Source organism: Lactiplantibacillus nangangensis (genome assembly GCF_005405065.1).
GTDB lineage: Bacteria > Bacillota > Bacilli > Lactobacillales > Lactobacillaceae > Lactiplantibacillus > Lactiplantibacillus nangangensis.
In genome coordinates this window covers 78,817-98,738 of sequence record NZ_BJDI01000001.1, presented here as the reverse complement: position 1 = coordinate 98,738, position 19,922 = coordinate 78,817, and the positions used below count along the sequence as shown (strand labels likewise).

Sequence of the window (19,922 nt, the reverse complement as noted above, 5' to 3'; positions counted from 1 at the left end):
AGATTGCCGCAGTTATTTAAAAGTAGAACGTTATTCAGTCACTTTATTAGCTTCTTTGGCGATTGCGGCTTGGCCAAGAATATTCAAGTAGTTAAATGGCCGGTCATAGGTTGGTTGGAAGAACATGTCCACAAAGCCTAAGTCATCGATCGTGTTATCGTTTTGGATCAGGACAGAAATCGTATTGGCTGACTGTGAAACATCATGTTTACTCATGAATTGGGCCCCTAAAATCACCCGTGTTTCTGGATTATAAACAAGTTGCATCAAGACTGGCGTTGTTGATGGCATGAACTCTGGCCGATAATTGTCTTCGACGGTGACGGCGTCAGCTGGAATGCCGGCTGCTTGCGCATGTTCTAAGGTCATCCCAGAAGCGACGATGGTTTTGCCGAACAACATCAAGCCAGAAGTTGACTGGGTACCCATGTACTTCCGAGTCGGCTTGAAGATATTTAAACCAACTAAAGTTCCTTGGCGAACGGCATTGGTTGCTAATGGAATATAAGCATCTTCGTGTGTTGGGTTGTAGTGAACGGCGATTGAATCACCAGCACCATAAATATCTGGGTCAGAAGTTTGCATGTAATTATTAGTCTTGATTGCCCCATTGGCGTGCATGTCAACTTTGCCTTTTAGCAGGCCGGTGTTAGGTCGGAAGCCGACACATAAGATAGCCATATCAGCGGTATAACTGCCTTTATCGGTAGTCACAGTGACTTCATCGCCATCACCGCTAAAGCCTTTGACCATCTGACCAAGGGCCATTTTAATGCCGTGGTCGACAAAATCTTTTTCGATGCGATCAGTGTAGCTTTGGTCTAGATACTTGTTCAGAATTCGTGGCAAGCCATCGATCAAGGTCACTTCTTTCCCTTGACGTTGATAGGCTTCGACTAATTCAGTTCCAATGTAGCCCCCACCGATGACGATGACGCGCTTGGCATCCTTGGCGTCGGTCCAGAGTTTTTGAGCGTGACCCCAGTTTTTGCAAAGATAAACATTTGGATTATCGATACCATCAATTGGGGGAATCACTGGCCAAGAACCAGTGGTCATGACTAATTTGTCATAGTGGTCGGTCTTAACGGCACCACTAGCTAAGTCGGTGACAGTCACCGTATGTTCGTTAGTATCAACATCAGTCACTTCATGTTGCATGTGGACTGTTGCGCCAAGTTCAGCTAACTTTTCCGGACTTGAGTAAAAAAGTCCTTGTGGGTCAGCCACTTGGCCACCAAGGTAGAGCGCAATCCCGCAGGAAAGAAACGAAACGTTGTCATTTTTTTCATAAATTGTGACGTCAGTTTCTGGGTTTGAGGCTAAAATTTGATTAACTGCAGCGGTGCCGGCGTGGGTACAACCAATAACGATAACTTTCATATTAAAACACTCCTTAGCTAATGTATGTCATTTCACAAATAAGACTGTGCATAATTAATTTGCCTACGATTTTATTGTACTAAATTAAAAAGAAAACGCAACCATAAACCATTTGGAAGTTAACGGTGCTCATTAATCGGATGATAATTAAATGCTGATTTAACAGGACTTATCGCAGTTGACGGTCTTGATATTCTTTGATAAGAATAGTTAACGACATGTTGTGATTCAATTATAAAGGTCCTTAACTGAAAACGCAATCAAGAATAAAAAAAGGCTCACAAACTAACTGCTGTGAGCCTTGATTGTAAATTACGCTTGCCAAGTAAAAACCGTTGGCGTCGTGTTGGTAAAGCTCAACTGTGTTAAAATTGCCGCCACAATTGGATTGGGTTGGGGGAGTGTGACCCTTAATTCAGTTAAGCCCAATTCCTTAGTTGCAAAATCAACTAAGCGTTGATAAAGTTCGGTTAAAACGGCATTGGTTGCTTGCTCAGCTAGGACGGTGACAGTTAGTTGCCCCGTTTTAGCCGTTAAATTGAGCGGATCAAAGCCGGCTTGGCCAATTAAATGGTCGTTTGACCGCTGGGTAATCCCCCAAACGAGCTTCTGATCATGGAAGATTTCGCGCATCGTTTGATTGATCATGTCGGCGGTAGTCAACATGGTCAGTGCTTGATTAGACTGTTCTTGCGATTGGAGTGTTAACACATCTTTAACCCGTGCTTTGGTTAGCCAATCAAAGGTATAGTGTGGCGTTAAAATAGGATGGTACTTTTCTAATTTAGGCATAGGCACTCCTTTTTGAAATTAAAAAAACGCCTGGCAAACACCAGACGTTTTGGTGATCAGTGATTAAATTACCAGATTTTAACACGTTGGTCCGGTGCCAGATACATCGGGTCTTCGGGCGTAATGTCAAAAGTGGTATAAAAGTCGTCTAAGTTCTTTGGTTGCACGTTCGCACGCAATTTGGCTGGTGCGTGGACGTCGATTGAAAGCAAAAGTTGCATGTATTGTTTCGTCGCTTTCATTCGCCAAACCATGGCCCAGTTGGTGAAGAAAGCACTTAAATCAACATCATCTTCACTTTTGGCAGCTTCTTCAGCACAGCTCAAGCCACCGGCATCGGCAATGTTTTCGGAGACGGTCAAGGTCCCATTAACTTTAGCGCCGGCAAAATCAAGACCATCGAATTCAGTGATCATTGATTTGGCGAGTTCTTTGAAGTGGGCAGAATCGGCTTCAGTCCACCAATTGTGTAAATTCCCGAATTCATCGAACAACGCGCCATTGTTATCGAACGCATGTGAGATTTCGTGGGCAATCACGGCCCCAATCCCACCATAGTTGGCACTTGAAGACTGTTCCAAACTGTAGAACGGTGCTTGTAAGATGGCGGCAGGGAACACGATGATGTTCATGAATGGATGGTAATAAGCATTGACCGTGTCAGCGCTCATCTCCCAACGGGTCCGGTCAGTTGGCTGGCCCCATTTGGCAAACATATCTTTTCTGGCAATCCGTCCAAAGGCCAGCACATTGCTTAACACGCTCCCACCATCTGCGGCGGATAACGTCTTGAATTTCGTGTAAACGGCTTCCAATTTATCAGGATAGCCAACTTGGATGCCAAGATTATTCAATTTAGTGACGGCTTTGGCGCGGGTATCGGCGCTCAACCAAGTGTTAGCTTCTAACCGACGCTTATAAACGCCAATCATCTTTTCGACCATTTGGTGAACATCCGCTTTGGCAGCTTCACCGAAGTATTTGTGACCATAATAAAGGCCAACAACTTGGTCAAACGTGCCAGCAGCTAAGTAATAAGCACTCTTAGCTTGATTACGGGGTTGCTTTTGACCAGATAAAGTCCGTGAATAAGTTGTTCCTAGCGTCCGCATCTCATCACTCAAATAGCCGCTCAACCGTTGAACGAGCTTAGCTTTCATCCAGTTCTTCATCATATCGAAGTTTTCAGGATTAACGACTTCGTTGAAATGATCGAAGAAAGCTGGTTCTGGCAAAATGACGATTTCAGGATTGCCATTGATAACGGAATAAGTAATGGCAGCTAAATCGAGGTACTTGCTGTCATTGGCGAAATCTTTAAAGGCGCGGGGATTGTACATCTTACTGTAGTCGGCTGATTCTTCAGCACTCTTGACCCACGGCACGATTAACCGGTCAAATTTTAACGTATCGTCCACGATTTGTTGGGCTTCGTCTGCTTTATAACCAGTCAATTGTAAGAGCTGCGTCATCATTTGGCCGTAAACGGCTAATAATTTTGGCCCCGATTCATTACCTTCATCATAGTAAGTCTTGTCTGGCAAAATCGTGCCCGGCGCTTGGGCAAACAACGCGTTGACTTTGGTATTTTTCATGTCCGCGTCAACGTCCAGACTGAATGGTAATGGGAGCCCATCATAGATCCAGTCGGGCATCCGTTGTTGGAGATCGGCAAAGTCACTAAGACTGTCGATTTGTTTCAAACAAGGCAAGATTGGCTTAGCGCCAGCGGCATTGCGTTGTTTGAAGTCTTTGGTTAATTGATAAAATTTAATGAATTCAGCTAACTGCGGATCAGTTGGTTTCGTTTCGCCCGCAGCCATGGCATCAAAATCGTGCATTAACGTTTTTTCAATCGCATCAACAAGGTCCATAAAGCCACCAGTTGAAGCATGATCGTCGGGAATTTCGGCGGTCTTGAGCCAGTCACCGTTGACGGCGTCATAGAGATCTTGTTTAACTGCTGCTTGACTGATTGTTGCCATTAAATCCACTCCTCGATTAATTTTCTAATACAGCTTTAATTATAACGTAGATTAAAATTGCCGGTGCAAAAAAAGGCCGGGATTTCGCCCGACCAACGTAAATTTATTCAACTAATAATAATTGGTCCGCGTCATTGATTTGGATGACCTTACCCGGTCTCTGCGTAATTAAGCCAGCTTGCTCAAAACGAGTTAGTTTTCGACTAATTGTTTCAGGGGTAGTGCCTAGAAAAGTAGCGAGATCTTTTTTCTTTAAAGGTAACTTGAAAGCCGTAACTTTGAGTGAAGCCGCAGTTTCAGTGAGGTAATTTGCCAGACGCGCTTCGACGGATTCGGTGGCTGTACTCGTTGTCTGCCGTTCCAATTGCGTGAGCCGTTTGCCGAAGACGTTCAGCACGTTAATGCTGATACTTGGATATTTTTGCATCAAAGCTTGGAAGTCTTCGCGGCGAATGCTGCAAACATCCGTTGGCACTAAGGCTTCCCCATAGGAGGTGCGGCGCTTATTTTCAAATAAGGCGGCCTCGCCATCGATATCCCCAGTTTGCAATAGATATAATAATTGCTCCCGACCATTTGCTGCCAATTGATACACTTTCGCTTGACCACCTGAAACGATCATTAAGGTATCCAATGGATCATCCGCGTTAAACAACGTTTCCCCCGGTTGATAGTGGTGATGTTGCACGATGGATTCGATCGTATCAAGTTGGTCAGCGGCGAGTTCTTGAAAAATTGGCACTAATTGAACGCATTCATGGGTTGCGTGTGCTGACATGAAATTACCTCCTTTATATCTCCGACCTAACTATATCAGAATTTATCGTTAGGGGCTTTCTTGCTGTCTGATTTGATGTCTCCGGCGTAAATAACCGTATGACTTGTTAGCGCGCTAACAAGTCCGGATCGGATAAAACATAGCAAGACCATGACGCTAATTCTTGACCAGATTTTCCTAATCATTTTAGTCTGTTCAAATTTTAGCGTTGTATCTGTCTACGATAACTCAGCAAACTATGAAGCGCTATTTAGCCGTGAGGGTAGACGGCAAGTTTCTACTATATAAGTACGACAACTCTTTCGAACAACATTATCATATAACGAAAAAAGATTTTGTTTCTTGATGGCGGTCAAGTTTTTATCAATAAATTCCCGTTATGATAGAACCATCAAATCGCAACTCAACCAACGGAGGTAATTAAAATGACTAAAGCAATTATGCAATTAGACACGTTAACTTGCCCGTCATGCATGACCAAGATTCAAAAGGCTTTGGAAAAGCAGCCCGGTGTGCAGGCAGTTAAGGTTTTGTTCAATGCTAGCAAGGTTAAAGTTAGCTTTGATGAAACGGCGACGACCGCTGAAACGCTGGCTGATGTGGTGACTGAACTTGGGTACACCGTTAAGCAACTGAAAGTTAAAGCTGAAAAAGTTGCCATTTCTTGATGGCGGTCAAGTTCAAATCATGTTTCGACTAGTAAACTAGCCTTATTCAATGAGATTTAAACAAACGGAGGTAATTATTATGGCAAAAGCAACGATGCAATTAGGGACACTGACCTGCCCATCATGCATGACTAAAATCGAAAAGGCTTTGGAAAATCAATCTGGCGTGGAAAACGTCAAAGTATTATTCAATGCCAGCAAAGTAAAAACGAATTTTGATGAAGGCGTCACTGACGCTGATAAGTTGACGGATGTTGTGACTGGCTTGGGCTATGAAGTTCAAAGCGTCAAGGTCAAATAAGGAGGCCCCCCATGAGTGAATTAACTATCGAAGATCAATATGCAGCCGAATTAAAACAAAGTGACATCGATCATCATGTCCCCACTGCGGGAGCAATGACAAACCATATCCTATCGAACTTAATGGTAGAATATGTCAAATTAAACCAAGTTAAATGGTACGTGAAGGGCGCCAATGCTTTCAATTTACGGCCAGAATATGCACGTTTAATCGCGTTAAACACTAAGCATTTTGCGGAATTAGCGGACTTATTGTTGGATGAGGCGCAGAAGCCATCCTCAACGACGGCAGAATTAACGAAGTATTCAATGCTCGAAGAAAACGGTGCCTTCAAGTACAACGACGTTGACACACTGGTCGCCGCAACGATCAAGGATTTCGATACGGAAAACTTGTTCGTTGACCGGGCCATCAAGTTAGCTGAAAAAGAAGCACGGCCAGCATTGGCTGCCTGGTTAGTGGGCTACCGTGGCAGCAATAACCGCAATATTCGTCAATTACAAGCTTTCTTGGGCAACGATGCTCGCGATGGCTTGGACGAAGAAGACGACGATGACGAAGATTAAACGTTAATGAAGTCAGTATAGCGACCTTGGATTAGTCTGTGAGCTAATCTAGGGTCGCTTTTTGTATATATCAGCAAGAAACACCCATCAATCTCCGAATTGATGAGTGTTCTAAGGTGATACATGTTACTTATTCTTTTCCACCTGCATACTAACATGTATTCTGCTGTAGAGATACTGAAATGTATTACGTGTGAGTAGCGGTTTTGGTGTATATCAAATTAGTTATAAAATAGCATAAGTTGGCTTTGTGCCGCGGTTGCGCTATACTAGCGCTAACAAAAACTGGGGGAATTCAACCATGTCGATTAGCGAAATCATTATTTGGACGGCTGTTTTTATCTTAGCAACTGGCTTTATTACCGTTATTACAACGGCAGTTTTAATGCGGCGAGCTAAAAATCATCCAGTTGATGAACCGAAGCAAACGTCCAAGGAAGATGATTGGGATAAAGATAGCTGGGCCCATGATGATTGGAAAAAAGGTAACTGGGACGATAAATAAGTGAAGCAATAAAAAATCCGCCATCTTCGGCGGATTTTTTTAGTGATTATTTTGTTTTTAATAATAAATCTAATGAGTGTGCCAAATTTTCCACATCAACGTCAGTCATATTATCAACACAATCATTGATGTTACGGGCAATGACAAGCTTCATGGCCTTATCAATGCTTGATTTAACAGCGGATAACTGCACGAGGACTTCGTCACAAGAACGATCTTCGTCCATCATCCGCAAAACCCCATCCAGCTGTCCGGCTGAGCGTTTCAAACGCGTCGTAATTTGTTTACTAGTAACGTAATGCGTCTCGCTGTCAGCCATGATTAGTCGACCGCTTTCTTCAATTCAATTTCAAAGTTAGACTTTGGCCGCGCACCAACCATGTGACTGATGACTTGGCCATCTTTTTTAATTAAGAAGGTTGGAATGCCTTGAACTTGGAACTGGCTCGCAACTTCTTGATCATTATCAACATTTAATGAAACAAAGTTAACTTTATCCTTGTAAGCTGGGTCTTCCGAAAGAGATTTCAAAATTGGATCCATCATCTTACATGGTGGACACCAGTCAGCACGAAAGTCGACTACGGCAATACCAGTATCAGTTTCTTTGGCAAAATCTTGATCATGAATTTCTTTAATCATTAGTTATTCTCCTCCAATGCGTTAATTGATGTTATTAATATACCCCCGTAGGTATATGAATGCAATTATTTTGTTTGAGATTCTTAGCGGATATAACAATATTTATATAGTAGTGAGGGTGGGCTAGGTGTATATTTACTAATGGTTTAAAAAGAAAAAGGGGTGTTTTGGGTGAATTTTAAAAGAATGATGACGGTCGTAACGGTTGGGGCGACAATGTTTGCTGGAACTGTTTCAGCACAAGCTGCAACCAGTTATGCTCGCACCAAGACGGTCAATGTGAAGCATGGTAGTTACTATGTGGCTAATAAGCGAGGGAAGACTTATAACTTTAATGGTTCGACGCGCAAGTTTCGGATGAAGGCAAATCATGCCTTGAAAAATTATACTAAGACGACTTGGACTAAAACGGCCCAGAGTTATGTGACGAAGAATCACAAGAAACAGTTATATTTCTATGTTGTGAATGCCAAGACTAATGTTAAGGGCTGGGTTTACGCAAAAGATTTAAAGGCTGGTAAAAATTATCAGGCTAGCTCAGTTAAAAAGACTAAAAGCGCGCCCTTCTATCGCGCTAAATCTGGTAAGCTAGTCACTATTTCGGGCAAGAATAGTCTGCTCAAGCTGACAAATGGGAAGACCTTAAAAACAAATTTAACCTATAACCGGACTAAACAGCGAGATGTTTATCTCAATGGAAAAAAACATCATTATTATTACGTTGTGAGCGCTGATAATAAGTTGCGTGGCTGGATTGCCAGCGACTATTTGAAGGCTGGTAAAGACTATCAAATGACTGGAGTTTCTAAGTTGAAAGCCACGGCTTTAATCATGGCAAAAGCTGGGAAAACCTATCGCTTAACTGGCAAAAATAATGCAATGCATTTAACTAGTGCGCGGGCGTTGTCAGCTAAAGATAACTATACGACGACGCAAGCACGTTATATTTATATGCGGAATAAGAAGTATCGCTATTATAATATTTCAAATACCAATGGCTCAGTAAGCGGTTGGGTACGGAGTGACTATGTAAAAGCTGGTAAGCACGCTGTCGTAACTAAGCAAACCAGTTCAAGCCAAAAACCAACGTCAACGACGAAGGTCACTAGTCATTCAAGTAGTCGGGTCGTTTCAAGCAGCAGCTCTAGCACAAGCAAGCCTGTCACGAGTAGTAGTTCGAGCGTTGAGTCTGTAAGTAGCAGTTCTAGCTCGAGTGTGACATCTTCAAGCAATAGTTCTAGTTCGTCTAGTACAGCGACTGCTCCCGTGAATGATTTTGCGGGCAAGTCAGTGCATGCAATATATACTGGCACAAGCGATTATTTGTATACCTCAAGTGATTTTACAGATGCAAATATTGCTTCTCAGTCGCTAAAAAGTGATTTGGGTATGCAAGTTTATCCAAATAATGAACGACAGATGAATTTTACTACTTATGCTTTACCCGTTACATTGGATGGCAAAAATCTCTATATGAAACTTAGTTTTCCTGATTTGATTGATGATGGTATTTATCTCGATGGTGTCTATCAGCCTGGTATTGGGTTATATACTGGTGTAGTGAAGCCAACGGATCCATCTGTTCGATATGACCGACCAATTCTACCAGATTCAGATTGGATTTATTACTATGATGGTGGCTTTTCTGTCTTCAGATATGACGGGACTAATTGGGTTCAAGTGTCCTAGATCTTCGACCGTTAATATCAATAGTTAAATTATTACACAAAAAGAACCGCCCTCAATGAAGGCGGTTCTTTTTCACGTGTTTAAGCGGTAGTTGTAGCCGTTTGATGAACGGGTTCTTGACGAGTCTTATCGAATTTAGTCCGGAAGTTGATTAAGCGCATCGCGTTGAAGATGACAACTAAGATGCTGGCTTCGTGGACGAACATCCCGCTAGCCATGTAAATGTAACCGAAGATTAAGCCAATTAATAAGAAGGCGACGGTCGCAATGGCAATGATGATGTTTTCACGCGTGTTTAAAACGGTTTTCTTAGCTAAGCCGTGGGCATGAACTAAAGCCGGAAAGCTGGATTGCATGAGGACGACATCGGAAGTATCAATCGCGACGTCAGTCCCACTACCCATGGCGATCCCAATGTCGGCGTTGGCAATGGAAGGACTATCGTTGATGCCATCGCCGATGAAGGCTACCGTGTTTCCCTCAGCCTTGAGCTGTTTCACGTAATCGACCTTTTCTTCTGGTAAGAGGTTGGCGTGAACTTCATCAATATTGAGTTCGCGAGCAACGGCATCGGCAGTCAATTCGTTATCACCAGTTAACATGACTAGTCGTTTGATTCCTTGCGCTTTCAAAGCAGCTAAGGATTCTTTGACGTTGGGACGAACGGTGTCAGAAATACCGAAGATCATTTGGACAACGCCGTCAATGGCCATGATGACCGTTGATTTACCGGCTTGTTGCATCTCGTTTAAATCATGAGCTTGATCCGCAGTTAAACTAATATCATGAGCAGTTAACATTTTTTGATTACCAATCACAACTTGTGAGTGGTTGACTTCAGCGCAGATACCTTGGCCCTTAACTGTTTCAGTGTTATCCAAATTGAGGTCGGTACTGGCTTTGGCGTGGCTTCCAGCATAGTCGATGATGGCTTTGCCAAGCGGATGATCCGAAACGCCTTCAACGGTTGCGGCTAAGTTTAAGAGTTGATCTTGATTGTTTGTATAAGCTTTGAAACTTGAAACGGCGGTGTTGCCTTCCGTTAAAGTCCCAGTTTTATCGAAAACGAGTGTATCTACTTTGGCAAAGGTATCGACGACTTCGCCACCTTTGATGAGAATGCCGCGTTTGGCACCATTCCCAATTCCGGCCACGTTTGAAACGGGCGCGCCGATAACTAAGGCACCAGGGCAACCGAGTACCAAGACGGTGATGGCCAGTCGGAAGTCACGGGAGAAGACGAACACTAAAGCAGCTAATACGAGGACGGCGGGAGTATAATATTGCGCGAAGCGGTCGATGAACTTTTCAGCTTTAGACTTCGTATCTTGCGCTTCTTCGACGAGTTCGATGATTTTAGCAAAGGTCGTGTCATCACCAACTTGGGTGGCTTTGATTTTTAAATAGCCGTTTTCAACAATGGTCCCGGAATAAACTTGATCATCGAGATTTTTGTTGATTTGACGGGATTCACCAGTGATGGACGCTTCGTTGATATAACCATTGCCTTCAACGACGGTCCCATCGACAGGAACTTGGTTCCCGGTTTTGACTAAGACGACATCACCTTCGTCAACATCATCAACGTCGACTTCTTCAGTACCGGCGTCAGTGACTAAAGTTGCAGTGGTTGGGGATAGATCGGTCAAGCCTTTGATAGCGTTCCGTGTTTTTTGCAAGGTCTTGCTTTCAAGGTATGACCCGAACAGGAATAAGAAAGTAACGACGGCTGATTCGTTAAATTCACCGATGATGAAGGCGCCAATGACGGCGATGCTAACTAAGAGTTCGATACTGAAAACTTTGTTGATCAGCGCGCTCCAAGCACGGACGGCAATTGGCACGACCGCGATGATGGAAGCGACGGCTAGGCTGATTTGGTAACCGAGGGTATAATTGAGAGCGTATTTGCTGAGAAACCCGAGTGCGATGAGGATCCCAGTAATTAATGTGATTTGGTTCGTATGTTTAGTTAAGAACTGTTGAAATTTCATTTTGAGGACTCCTTATTTGATTTGATGAATCTAGTATATAAGCTAGTCCTTGATTAGAAATTGACGTGTATCAAGTTTGACAAATAAGATTGAGAATTGATGGAGTGAAGGACATGAAATACCAATTAACGACGGCGAATAATCCCGTCATGCCGGCTTATTTTCAAGGTCGGTGGGCAATTAAGACGATTAAAAATACCCCAGTAATGTTTAGTACGAATTTAGGCGCTGAGTTTTGGTTCCAAGTTAAACAGGCGAGCTATGTGACGATCAGCTTATTAGACTTGGCAGCGACGGCCAGTGCGTGGGTCGCGATTCAAATCGATGGCTTGCCCTATCAACGGGTCGCAGTCAAAACAATGCCATTCCGGTTAACTTTGGATGGGCAAGCACATGTGATTCGTGTGGTCATGAGTGGCAATACGGATCAGGATCCTGTTTGGGATGGGACGAGCGGCTTTGCCGTTGAAGCGCTACAAACGGATGGCGCCTTGCATGCGGTTAAACTAGGTCAACATAGTCTGACCTTTATTGGCGATTCAATCACGGCTGGTTGCTGGGTCGCTGGTAAGACGCCCGCAGAAGATTATCGCGGTGAAGCCAACTATGCCGCGATTGCGAGTGACCAATTGAATGCGCGCAACGTTCGGATTGCCTATAGTGCAGTTGGCGTTAACAAACCGGGGAAGGGTGGCGTGCCACCTTTGCCAAACGTGTTAACTGCCATTGACAGTCAGACGCCATGGCAGCCAACGCCCACGGATATTGTGGTGATCAATGTTGGGACGAATGACGGCTTGGAATCGGCTGAAAGCTTCACAGCTTTGTTAAAACAGTTCATTAATCAAGTTCAAATCTTGTATCCGAATAGTCGAATTGCAGTATTAGTGCCATTTAATCAGCGGTTTGATCGTGTGATTCGGACCGTGGTGCCGGAATTTATGGCAGTTCAGCTGATTGAAACGGCTGACTGGGAACCCAGCACGACGGATGGCGTTCACTTAGATTTGGCCGGGTCGCAAGCGGTAGGACATGCTTTAGCGGCCGTTTTACGTAACTTGTATCCAGAAATATTTACTGATTAATTGAAATAAGCTCCCATTAACCTTGATTTAGTTAGTGGGAGCTTATTTTAGTTAGCGTTCACGTTTTAAAGCTTGGGCTAAGAGTCGTTGGTACGCGGCTAGGACGTTGTCAGGGATGTCAACATGGCGCAGATAGTTGGCACCCAGCGGCCCATAACCTTGGGGGGTATCCCACAATCGTTGGAGTTCACCTAGCAATAATTCAGTGAAGTACGCGGTCGGCCAAGCACTTTGGTAGGCGGGTTGGTCCACGAAACTGACTGGATCAAGCTTAGTTAGTTGAAGGGCTCGCGGAGAAAAGTGGGTCAATTGGTAGTCTGGTCCCCAAACTTGTTCAAAAGTCAGTTGACTACGGTATGCGAGGAGTGGGTCTTGAACCAGCATCACGCGACGCCAGCTTTCAGGTGCCAACGCCAAGGCGTGACTAGCATTTGAGCCGGTGTTGGTTGACGTTCGATCCTGTAAAATTTCACCTTGGTAGCCTGCACGCCGAATGATGCCAGTCATCAGTTCAGCCTCACTCAGGGCATTTTTGACCCCCATATTTTGGCGCAAGTATTTAGTGGCATGACCAATCCCGCCGGCAATGATCATGGTTGGCAGTTGTTGTTCAATCGCAATATTGGCCGCAAATTTGGCAGTCACAGGTAGACTGTTCCCACATAAAACTAGCCCATCAAGGTTTGCCAGTGGGACGGCTGGTCGGGTGAGCCAAGCGAGACATCGATTTAAGTCTGTCAGCTCAGTCATGTTGATTGCCTGGCTTAGTCCCAAAATGTGCGGCGGCAGCGCCAAAGTTGAAGCGCGTGTAATGGACTGCTTCAAAGCCAGCTGCTTCGAAGAGACCAACCAATTGCCGATAACTGACAAAGTGTCGGGTCGTTTCTTGTAAATAGGAATATTCTTGATATTGATGTGCGAAAATACGCCCGAAAAATGGCACAACTTTGGTGAAATACCATTGCCAAACTGGTTTGATCACTGGTTGATCAGGTTGTGAGGTTTCTAGGCAAACGAGTTGTGCGCCGGGTTTGAGCACGCGGTAAATTTCAGCTAAAGCTTGTGGCTTATCCGGTAAGTTGCGGAGACCGAAGCCAATGGTGACTAAGTCAAAACTATTGTCCTTGAAAGGCAGGTGCATCGCGTTACCGCGACGTAACCAGACCCGATCATCGAGTTTGGCTTGGGTAACTTTCTGTTGGGCAATTTTTAACATTGGTGCGGAAAAGTCAAAGCCAATCACTTCGCCAGTCTGGTCGAGTTCTTGGGCAATCGCAATCGTCCAATCGCCAGTTCCACAGCATAAATCGAGTGCGTGCGCGTTTGGGGCGAGCTTAATTTGGGCCATTGTTTGTTTGCGCCAGTGTCGATGGGTTCCCAAACTGATAATATTGTTCATCCGATCATAGTTGGGCGCAATGGTATCAAACAGCCCCTGAACGTTATGTAAATAGCGATTTGCCATAATGCTAGTCTCCTTGCTAAGTCTTGATAGTTCTACTATAGCAGATGTTTCTTTAAAAGGGTCAGTGACATTGCTTGCGAATTTGCGAGGGGTCAAAAAAAGCGGCCACGGTGAAATTAATCATCGTGACCATATTTGAAGTGAGTTCATTAAATAGCTTGGTTAGCAACCGCCAATGCCACCAAACATTATTGGTGACATGATGATGCCGGCTGCAATATTACGTTTGCGCATTTCGTCGGCGTCAATTTTACCGGCTTTAACGTCCGCCTGTAATTCGCGATAAATGGCCATCACTGGTTCTGGAACTTGGTGATGATGAATATAATATTTCGAAATGTCGTGGGTGAGGTTCGTAATAACATCCAAATAAGGCTTGTTATTATTCAAGTCGGTCGCGTTGGTTAATAATAATTTTTGCATGTCTAAATCGTGATCTGCTTGCGCTGCGGCATAGGCCGCGCTCAGTTGATCAGTTAATGTTGTGACTAGTTCATCATTAGTTTCTTTATCTATCGTCATAATCCCCCGCCTAATCCCTTTAAGTAATTAAATTATAGAGCTTAATGAGGGACGGGACAACTTATCGCAAAATAAAAAAAGCCGACAATTGTCAGCTTTACGACTTGGATAATCAATGGACCCTACCGGATTTGAACCGACGACCTCCTACATGCGAAGCAGGCGCTCTCCCAACTGAGCTAAGGGCCCAAGTACAGTAATTAGTATACCGCAAAATTGAGCGCTTGCAAGTCCCGACTAGTGCCGACTCGCGCGATGATTCTGGCCACCACGAATTTTATGCACCCGACGTTTAAACTGGGGTTGAGCTTTGCTGACAAACTTGAAATGTTGCATCTTACCGTTAAAGACTTGCCCACTCAGTCGTAATTTCAACCAATCCTGCATCACAGTAATCATGCTGTTGATCTGGTCGCGGCGCAACTGATCATGGTTTTGTTGCGCGAGTGGGAGGAGGTTGGTCTCTAACTGGTGGACGAGTTTTTGATGGTAGGCCAATAACTCTGGCGTTAATGGTGCATCAGTGTATGAATTGAATAATTTCTGAATAGTTTGAAGCGCATCTTTGATATCATTTGGTTGGTAAAAGCGATCATTGATAGTTGTCAAATTAATTTCCTCCGTAACTTTCATCAGTATAACAAATTTTCGAACAAATCGGCGGTAAGGTGTGGCTATCTGAAGTGTTACCCGTTAAAATGAGGGTATTCAAGGGGGTGCCATTATGGCCGAAACAACTGTATTGATGACCGAGGCGGAACAAGTTCTCAACCGTGCTTATGACAACTTTAAAGAAGTCCAGTTACAGCGTTCTAAGGAAGCCTTATTTGAAAATGCAAACGAGATCTTTACGGTAAGTAAGATTGCGGATGCGACCCTACTCTATTTATTTGATGAAGTGATCGCGCAGCGCGTCGTTGAACTTGATAACGAAGTGCTTGCGACCATGTATGAACAAGCCAGTCAGACTGAATTTTTGAAATTAAACTTTACCGGCAACGATATTCGATGGTTATTGGGCTTACCCCGAACCCATCATCGTCATCGTGAAATGTGACAAATTAGGGAAGGTGCGTGATTAAATCATGCGCTTTCTTTTATTTTATATGAGTTTTTTAAAACTTTTTTAAAAAAGTTTCGAAATAAATAGCTAAAGCGGTTAATCGTTGTCCACTTTGAAACGGCGTGGTTGAGGCATTCTGAAAATAAGATGTTACGTTTGTGGTATATTGTTAAGGTTCTGTAACTTTCGTAACATATTGTTATTTTGTTGGTACTTGTATGTAACACTAATTGAGTATTATAGGTAGTGGCTTGAAGTACATATGCGTGACATTCTTCTTGGAGTGATCATCATTAAAATGAAAAAAGTAAATATTAAACAAGTTATGTTAGGAACCGCTGCTTTAGCCGGTTTAATGGTTACCAGCCAAGCAGTTGCAAACGCTGATTCAATGACTATCCAAGCTGGGGATACGGTTTGGGCATATTCACAAAAATATCACGTTTCAATTAACGAAATCGTTAAACAAAATAAATTAGGTAGTGCTGATTTAATCATCGCTGGCCAAAAGATTAACATCCCTGGTGTTAAGACTTCTGACAACTCAAAGACTACTACTACTGCTAGTGCAAGCAGTGTTAAGTCAACGAGTGCTGCTACTTCAACTAGTAGCCAAGCAACCAGCGCCGCAGCTACTAGCTCATCTGTTACTAGTGCAAGTAGCACGAGCCAAGCAGCTTCAAGCAGCAGCGTAGCTTCAACGAGCGCCGCTGTTCAATCAAGCACTTCAACTGCTAGTGCAAGCAGCAGTGTTGCCTCAAGTGCAGCCGCTACTTCACAAAGCTCAAGTGTTGTTAGCTCAGCTAGCCAAAGCTCAGTCGCTTCACAAAGTTCAACTAGTCAAAGTTCTGTTGCTTCACAAAGTAGCAACAACACTAACACTAGCGCAGCTTCACAAAGCTCAACGAGTGCTGCTAGCCAGACTTCAGTTCGGACAACGAGTCGTGCTGCTTCAACAACTAGTTCATCAACTGCCACTACGACTAACGCAAGTTACAGCTCAGCAATTGCTGCAGCTTACACTTTAGTTGGCACACCATATGAACAATTAGATTGTTCAGCATTTACCCAAGCTGCCTTTGCTAAAGCTGGTCGTCAAATCGGTCGGACTACTTACGCACAAGCAACACTTGGCGCCCATGTTTCATTCAGCCAAGCACAAGCTGGCGACTTAGTATTCTGGGGCTCTAACGGTGCACCATATCACGTTGCAATCTACTTAGGCGGCGGCCAATATATTGGTGCCCATGATTACGGTGATCCTGCTTCTGTTAAGAGTACTGCATACTTCACACCAAGCTTTGCAATCCACATGTAATCAAAAGCTAACGTCATTGACGTTGGTCACGAGTCGTTCATCTTATTGATGAACGGCTTTTTTTAATGCAACGAAACGAAAAAAGACAGCCAAATTAATGGCTGCCTTCAAAGAAGACACTAGGCCTTCGCTTTACTGTTCATATACTTTTTCAACAGTTGTAACTCATCTTGTGTTGGTGTCACTTCGCCGGATTTAATGTTATGAATCCGTTCAACAGAAATTTGACTGCCGAAAGCTAAATCCCCGTCTGTGAGATGGTGCTGACGTTCGAAAGCAATCAGTTTCTCGGACAGTTGGCTTAATGGTAGTTCCATGCTCCTCACCCCGATTATTAGAATTCGTAAAAGTTCAGTGCGGTAACTGATACTTTTATTATAACCTTAAATCGGGAAAAACGGGGCGCGAATGGCTAACGAGTTACTTTGTCTGTTAATTGTTTTTGCAATTTAACCAGAATATCAGTGATTTCGTGTGGCAAACGATCATTATGCGTATGCTGGTACTGATCAACGAAGTTCGCCCGAATTCCTAAACGAGTTGCGACTAAGTTCCGATAGTCGGCATTGTCATAATCGACTGGGAAATCGGCCAACTTTAAGTTCTGCATGTGGTCGCAGCCAGCAAAGGATTCCCATTCGGTCGTGTTATTGACGATGGCTTCCAGCGCGCCTAAAGTGATTTCCTTAGGAATCTTCTTGTCACCGAAAAAGCCGGTATTTAATAGGTAGCAATCCAAATGACGTTCTTCGAATAACGCTTTGAAATCATGATAGTCTTCCGACAATGGGTAAACGCGGAATGGATTAGCAAATGGTTCGATGACGAGCGCATTACGGTCCACGTCGCCAACGATATTTTCGGCAGAACTCCGCTTTGTCGCTAAGGTTGCCCCAAAAGTTGCGGCTAGGACTGGATCATCGACTTTAATGACTGGCGGGAGACTGTCATCTTTCATGATCCAGAAAATGGCGTTGATTGGCGCATTTTCCTTGTCGACTCGGTTAGTGGAGGCGTAGCGTGATTTGATGGTCCGGCCATTCCCATTTCGTAAGTCTTCAGTGACTAGCACTTTACGTCCCTGATCATCTAAAGTGACGCCAACATTTTGAATCGTCATGAAATATTTGGTTTCATCGGAAGTCATCGGATAATCATTCGTTTTATCAAAGTAGGAAGGTTCTAAGGCAACTGAACTCCCATTTTTACGATTGATGACAAAGGCATCGTCATGTAACACGGTGATGTCATATTTGTAGCCGTGCTTAGCGTGGGTCAAAGTTGATTTGCCAGAGCCAGAAAGCCCAAACATCGCAAAGACTTGATCTTGCTTGTCCTTGAAATGGAAGGCCTTTAAACCGCCGTGACATGAAACATAACCGTGCCGATGGGCGATGGACCAAGCTAAGGTCAGCGTCGACTTCTTGAGTTCGCCAAAGTATGGCATGCCCAAGATGGCCGCTGCATTATGTTTAGGATCGAACAATGCTAACCCATCTGGATAGTCTGGATCGTGGTAGCTTGGGTCGGCATAGATGTAAATGTCGCCTTCGGGATAGGCTACGGAGTTATCGAACATCGCTTGATAATGCTCGGTAATTGGTTGGAAGTTCAGCATATACGAGAGTAAGTTGTTAGCATAACCATCCGGGATCGCTAAGTGCGCACGAACGATAAAGTCTTCATCTAGGCCGACTAGAACGTCGGTTTTGATAAAGTGTTTTTGCTGTCCGTTGTAAACGGCTTGGCGCAAACGACCCGCCATATCGGCCTCGTCAACGCCTTCGTCACCGAGAATCCGGCGAGCTTGAGCGGTCCGACCAACGACTTTACCAGTGTTGTCGATTAACATTTTAGCGTCTGCGGGTAAGCCTAAATCGGTTGGCCGATAAATCGGTAAATCGGTTTGAATCGTGCCTGGACCTTGGACAGCTAATTCATAGGCTGTAGCGACATTAGGAATGTGAGTCATGTTGTTACCATAAAAGGCGGTCTCAATCGTGGAACGAATTTGTGAAAAAATTGGGTTACTGCGACCGATATCGGCTAATTTGTATGAATTGTTAGTACTCATGTTGAAAGCCTCCTCGAACATTTAATGATTTAATTCTAACACAAATCCCTATCTATGAAAGCGCTTAATTTATTATTATAACTGACATAGTATCATCTTAAAAATAACGTAATAATTCATTTCAATCGATACTTATAGTAAAGAATGAATGAAAAGTCTATTTGAAAACCAATTGATAACCATTGAGCATGGGAATTGACCCAATTAAATTGAATCCAATTAATTTGATAAATCACCAAAAATTAGTTGCACCGAATGGTATATTAGTATAGTTTATTGAGTGGAGTCTTAGACCAAATTGGTCTTATTTTGACATGGTTTAACTAATCGTTAACATTGTATATATTTTCGATGACAAGTGTAATCAGTGGCACTGCCAGCGAGAGACATTAATAATGAAGGAGGTGGCGTCGGTGCCACGTAAAAGAAATACCCAACGCCGCATGGAAATCGTGAACACTGCTTTTCGGTTATTTGCCGAAAGCGGGTATAGCATGGTTCAGATGAAAGACATCGCTGAAGCTTGTCATATTAGCAAATCGTTGCTACAACACTATTTTCCTAAGAAGATCGTGTTGCTGAGTACGATGCTAAATGAACTGATGTTGAGTGCTTTTACCTATAGTAATGAGCAATTAACGGCACTGTCTTCGGAACAGCGGACGATGATTCAAATGAGCTTTTTACTGCGAACACTCGATGAAAATCCTAAGATTGAACATTTTATTCGTGATGTGTTTGAAAGCCCAGAACTCACGACAGAGCTGGTGTTAGTGAGTTTGGATTGGTTGGAAGCCATTGGGGTTGAGGGAGAAACTGCTGCGATTCGATACGCGATTAATTTCTCAGTATCTGGTGGGATGGCGGTCTTTTTTAAGCGCAAATTGTTGAAAGCTAGTGTCGAGGCGATATCAGAGAACATCGCACAATCGTTTTACTTGTTATTAGGCAAGGATGTCCAAAAGATTAACCAGGTTTACTTAAGTACGGCCAAGTATAATACGGATCGTTATTACCAACACTTCGTTGATTATTTACACACTCACGCGACAATCGATCTCAGTTCAGAAATAAAAATTTAATATAAAAAAT

At 43.6% G+C, this 19,922-nt stretch carries 22 protein-coding genes and 1 tRNA gene; 9 read left to right on the top strand and 14 right to left on the bottom strand.

Annotated elements, in window-relative coordinates:
- Positions 1–30: 30 nt before the first annotated feature.
- The 4 genes from FFM70_RS00485 to FFM70_RS00470 all read right to left on the bottom strand — a co-directional run bounded on the left by FFM70_RS00485 (position 31) and on the right by FFM70_RS00470 (position 4,938).
- Complete coding sequence (locus FFM70_RS00485; RefSeq protein WP_137614904.1) at positions 31–1,383, bottom strand: FAD-dependent oxidoreductase; 1,353 nt, start codon at positions 1,381–1,383, stop codon at positions 31–33.
- Positions 1,384–1,695: 312 nt separating this feature from the next.
- Positions 1,696–2,175 (bottom strand): GNAT family N-acetyltransferase, encoded by a 480-nt coding sequence (locus tag FFM70_RS00480; protein WP_137614903.1) that lies wholly within the window; start codon positions 2,173–2,175, stop codon positions 1,696–1,698.
- A gap of 68 nt (positions 2,176–2,243) precedes the next feature.
- Positions 2,244–4,160, bottom strand: a complete 1,917-nt coding sequence (locus tag FFM70_RS00475; protein ID WP_137614902.1) for a M13 family metallopeptidase — start codon at positions 4,158–4,160, stop codon at positions 2,244–2,246.
- A gap of 103 nt (positions 4,161–4,263) precedes the next feature.
- Positions 4,264–4,938 (bottom strand): Crp/Fnr family transcriptional regulator, encoded by a 675-nt coding sequence (locus tag FFM70_RS00470; RefSeq protein ID WP_137614901.1) that lies wholly within the window; start codon positions 4,936–4,938, stop codon positions 4,264–4,266.
- 425 nt (positions 4,939–5,363) lie between these two features.
- Here FFM70_RS00470 and FFM70_RS00465 point away from each other — a divergent pair, with 425 nt between their 5' ends.
- The 4 genes from FFM70_RS00465 to FFM70_RS00450 all read left to right on the top strand — a co-directional run bounded on the left by FFM70_RS00465 (position 5,364) and on the right by FFM70_RS00450 (position 6,978).
- The gene (locus FFM70_RS00465) at positions 5,364–5,606 is read left to right on the top strand and encodes a heavy-metal-associated domain-containing protein (RefSeq protein ID WP_137614900.1); all 243 of its coding nucleotides are present in this window, start codon (positions 5,364–5,366) and stop codon (positions 5,604–5,606) included.
- A 79-nt stretch (positions 5,607–5,685) separates the two neighbouring features.
- Complete coding sequence (locus tag FFM70_RS00460) at positions 5,686–5,907, top strand: heavy-metal-associated domain-containing protein (protein WP_171000301.1); 222 nt, start codon at positions 5,686–5,688, stop codon at positions 5,905–5,907.
- A gap of 11 nt (positions 5,908–5,918) precedes the next feature.
- A complete protein-coding gene (locus FFM70_RS00455) occupies positions 5,919–6,473 on the top strand; it encodes a ferritin-like domain-containing protein (protein ID WP_137614899.1) in 555 nt (184 codons plus the stop codon).
- A 301-nt stretch (positions 6,474–6,774) separates the two neighbouring features.
- Positions 6,775–6,978, top strand: a complete 204-nt coding sequence (locus FFM70_RS00450) for a hypothetical protein (RefSeq protein WP_137614898.1) — start codon at positions 6,775–6,777, stop codon at positions 6,976–6,978.
- Between the two features lie 46 nt (positions 6,979–7,024).
- Here FFM70_RS00450 and FFM70_RS00445 read toward each other — a convergent pair whose 3' ends face one another.
- Both FFM70_RS00445 and FFM70_RS00440 read right to left on the bottom strand, forming a co-directional pair.
- Positions 7,025–7,297: a metal-sensitive transcriptional regulator gene (locus tag FFM70_RS00445; RefSeq protein WP_137614897.1), complete on the bottom strand. Its 273-nt coding sequence runs from the start codon at positions 7,295–7,297 to the stop codon at positions 7,025–7,027.
- Between the two features lie 2 nt (positions 7,298–7,299).
- The gene (locus FFM70_RS00440) at positions 7,300–7,620 is read right to left on the bottom strand and encodes a thioredoxin family protein (RefSeq protein ID WP_137614896.1); all 321 of its coding nucleotides are present in this window, start codon (positions 7,618–7,620) and stop codon (positions 7,300–7,302) included.
- Between the two features lie 171 nt (positions 7,621–7,791).
- On the opposite strand from FFM70_RS00440, the gene FFM70_RS00435 reads away from it, so the two are divergent.
- Complete coding sequence (locus tag FFM70_RS00435) at positions 7,792–9,309, top strand: hypothetical protein (protein WP_137614895.1); 1,518 nt, start codon at positions 7,792–7,794, stop codon at positions 9,307–9,309.
- An 80-nt stretch (positions 9,310–9,389) separates the two neighbouring features.
- On the opposite strand, the gene FFM70_RS00430 is transcribed toward FFM70_RS00435, so the two are convergent.
- On the bottom strand, positions 9,390–11,303 hold the full coding sequence (locus FFM70_RS00430) for a heavy metal translocating P-type ATPase (protein WP_137614894.1): 1,914 nt from the start codon (positions 11,301–11,303) through the stop codon (positions 9,390–9,392).
- Positions 11,304–11,416: 113 nt separating this feature from the next.
- Here FFM70_RS00430 and FFM70_RS00425 point away from each other — a divergent pair, with 113 nt between their 5' ends.
- Positions 11,417–12,388 carry an SGNH/GDSL hydrolase family protein gene (locus FFM70_RS00425; protein ID WP_137614893.1) on the top strand — a complete coding sequence of 324 codons (972 nt, stop codon included), beginning with the start codon at positions 11,417–11,419 and terminating at the stop codon, positions 12,386–12,388.
- A gap of 51 nt (positions 12,389–12,439) precedes the next feature.
- On the opposite strand, the gene FFM70_RS00420 is transcribed toward FFM70_RS00425, so the two are convergent.
- The 5 genes from FFM70_RS00420 to FFM70_RS00400 form a co-directional block, all read right to left on the bottom strand.
- A complete protein-coding gene (locus tag FFM70_RS00420; RefSeq protein ID WP_137614892.1) occupies positions 12,440–13,138 on the bottom strand; it encodes a YdcF family protein in 699 nt (232 codons plus the stop codon).
- Positions 13,131–13,853, bottom strand: coding sequence for a demethylmenaquinone methyltransferase (locus FFM70_RS00415; protein ID WP_137614891.1), 723 nt, complete (start codon positions 13,851–13,853; stop codon positions 13,131–13,133). Before FFM70_RS00415 ends, FFM70_RS00420 begins: the two co-directional genes overlap by 8 nt.
- Before the next feature lie 162 nt (positions 13,854–14,015).
- A complete protein-coding gene (locus FFM70_RS00410) occupies positions 14,016–14,375 on the bottom strand; it encodes a bacteriocin immunity protein (RefSeq protein ID WP_137614890.1) in 360 nt (119 codons plus the stop codon).
- 116 nt (positions 14,376–14,491) lie between these two features.
- Positions 14,492–14,564: transfer RNA gene (locus tag FFM70_RS00405), tRNA-Ala, on the bottom strand.
- Between the two features lie 48 nt (positions 14,565–14,612).
- Complete coding sequence (locus FFM70_RS00400; RefSeq protein ID WP_379855392.1) at positions 14,613–15,008, bottom strand: hypothetical protein; 396 nt, start codon at positions 15,006–15,008, stop codon at positions 14,613–14,615.
- Between the two features lie 91 nt (positions 15,009–15,099).
- On the opposite strand from FFM70_RS00400, the gene FFM70_RS00395 reads away from it, so the two are divergent.
- Together FFM70_RS00395 and FFM70_RS00390 are read left to right on the top strand one after the other, a co-directional pair.
- On the top strand, positions 15,100–15,432 hold the full coding sequence (locus FFM70_RS00395) for a hypothetical protein (protein ID WP_137614888.1): 333 nt from the start codon (positions 15,100–15,102) through the stop codon (positions 15,430–15,432).
- A 304-nt stretch (positions 15,433–15,736) separates the two neighbouring features.
- Positions 15,737–16,756, top strand: a complete 1,020-nt coding sequence (locus tag FFM70_RS00390; protein ID WP_223877390.1) for a C40 family peptidase — start codon at positions 15,737–15,739, stop codon at positions 16,754–16,756.
- Between the two features lie 119 nt (positions 16,757–16,875).
- On the opposite strand, the gene FFM70_RS00385 is transcribed toward FFM70_RS00390, so the two are convergent.
- Both FFM70_RS00385 and FFM70_RS00380 read right to left on the bottom strand, forming a co-directional pair.
- Positions 16,876–17,073 carry an LBP_cg2779 family protein gene (locus FFM70_RS00385; RefSeq protein ID WP_137614886.1) on the bottom strand — a complete coding sequence of 66 codons (198 nt, stop codon included), beginning with the start codon at positions 17,071–17,073 and terminating at the stop codon, positions 16,876–16,878.
- A gap of 95 nt (positions 17,074–17,168) precedes the next feature.
- Positions 17,169–18,830 carry a phosphoenolpyruvate carboxykinase (ATP) gene (locus FFM70_RS00380; protein WP_137614885.1) on the bottom strand — a complete coding sequence of 554 codons (1,662 nt, stop codon included), beginning with the start codon at positions 18,828–18,830 and terminating at the stop codon, positions 17,169–17,171.
- A gap of 443 nt (positions 18,831–19,273) precedes the next feature.
- Between FFM70_RS00380 and FFM70_RS00375 the strand changes: the two genes are divergently transcribed.
- Entirely contained in the window at positions 19,274–19,912 is a 639-nt protein-coding gene (locus tag FFM70_RS00375) for a TetR/AcrR family transcriptional regulator (RefSeq protein WP_171002273.1), read from the top strand.
- Positions 19,913–19,922: the final 10 nt, after the last annotated feature.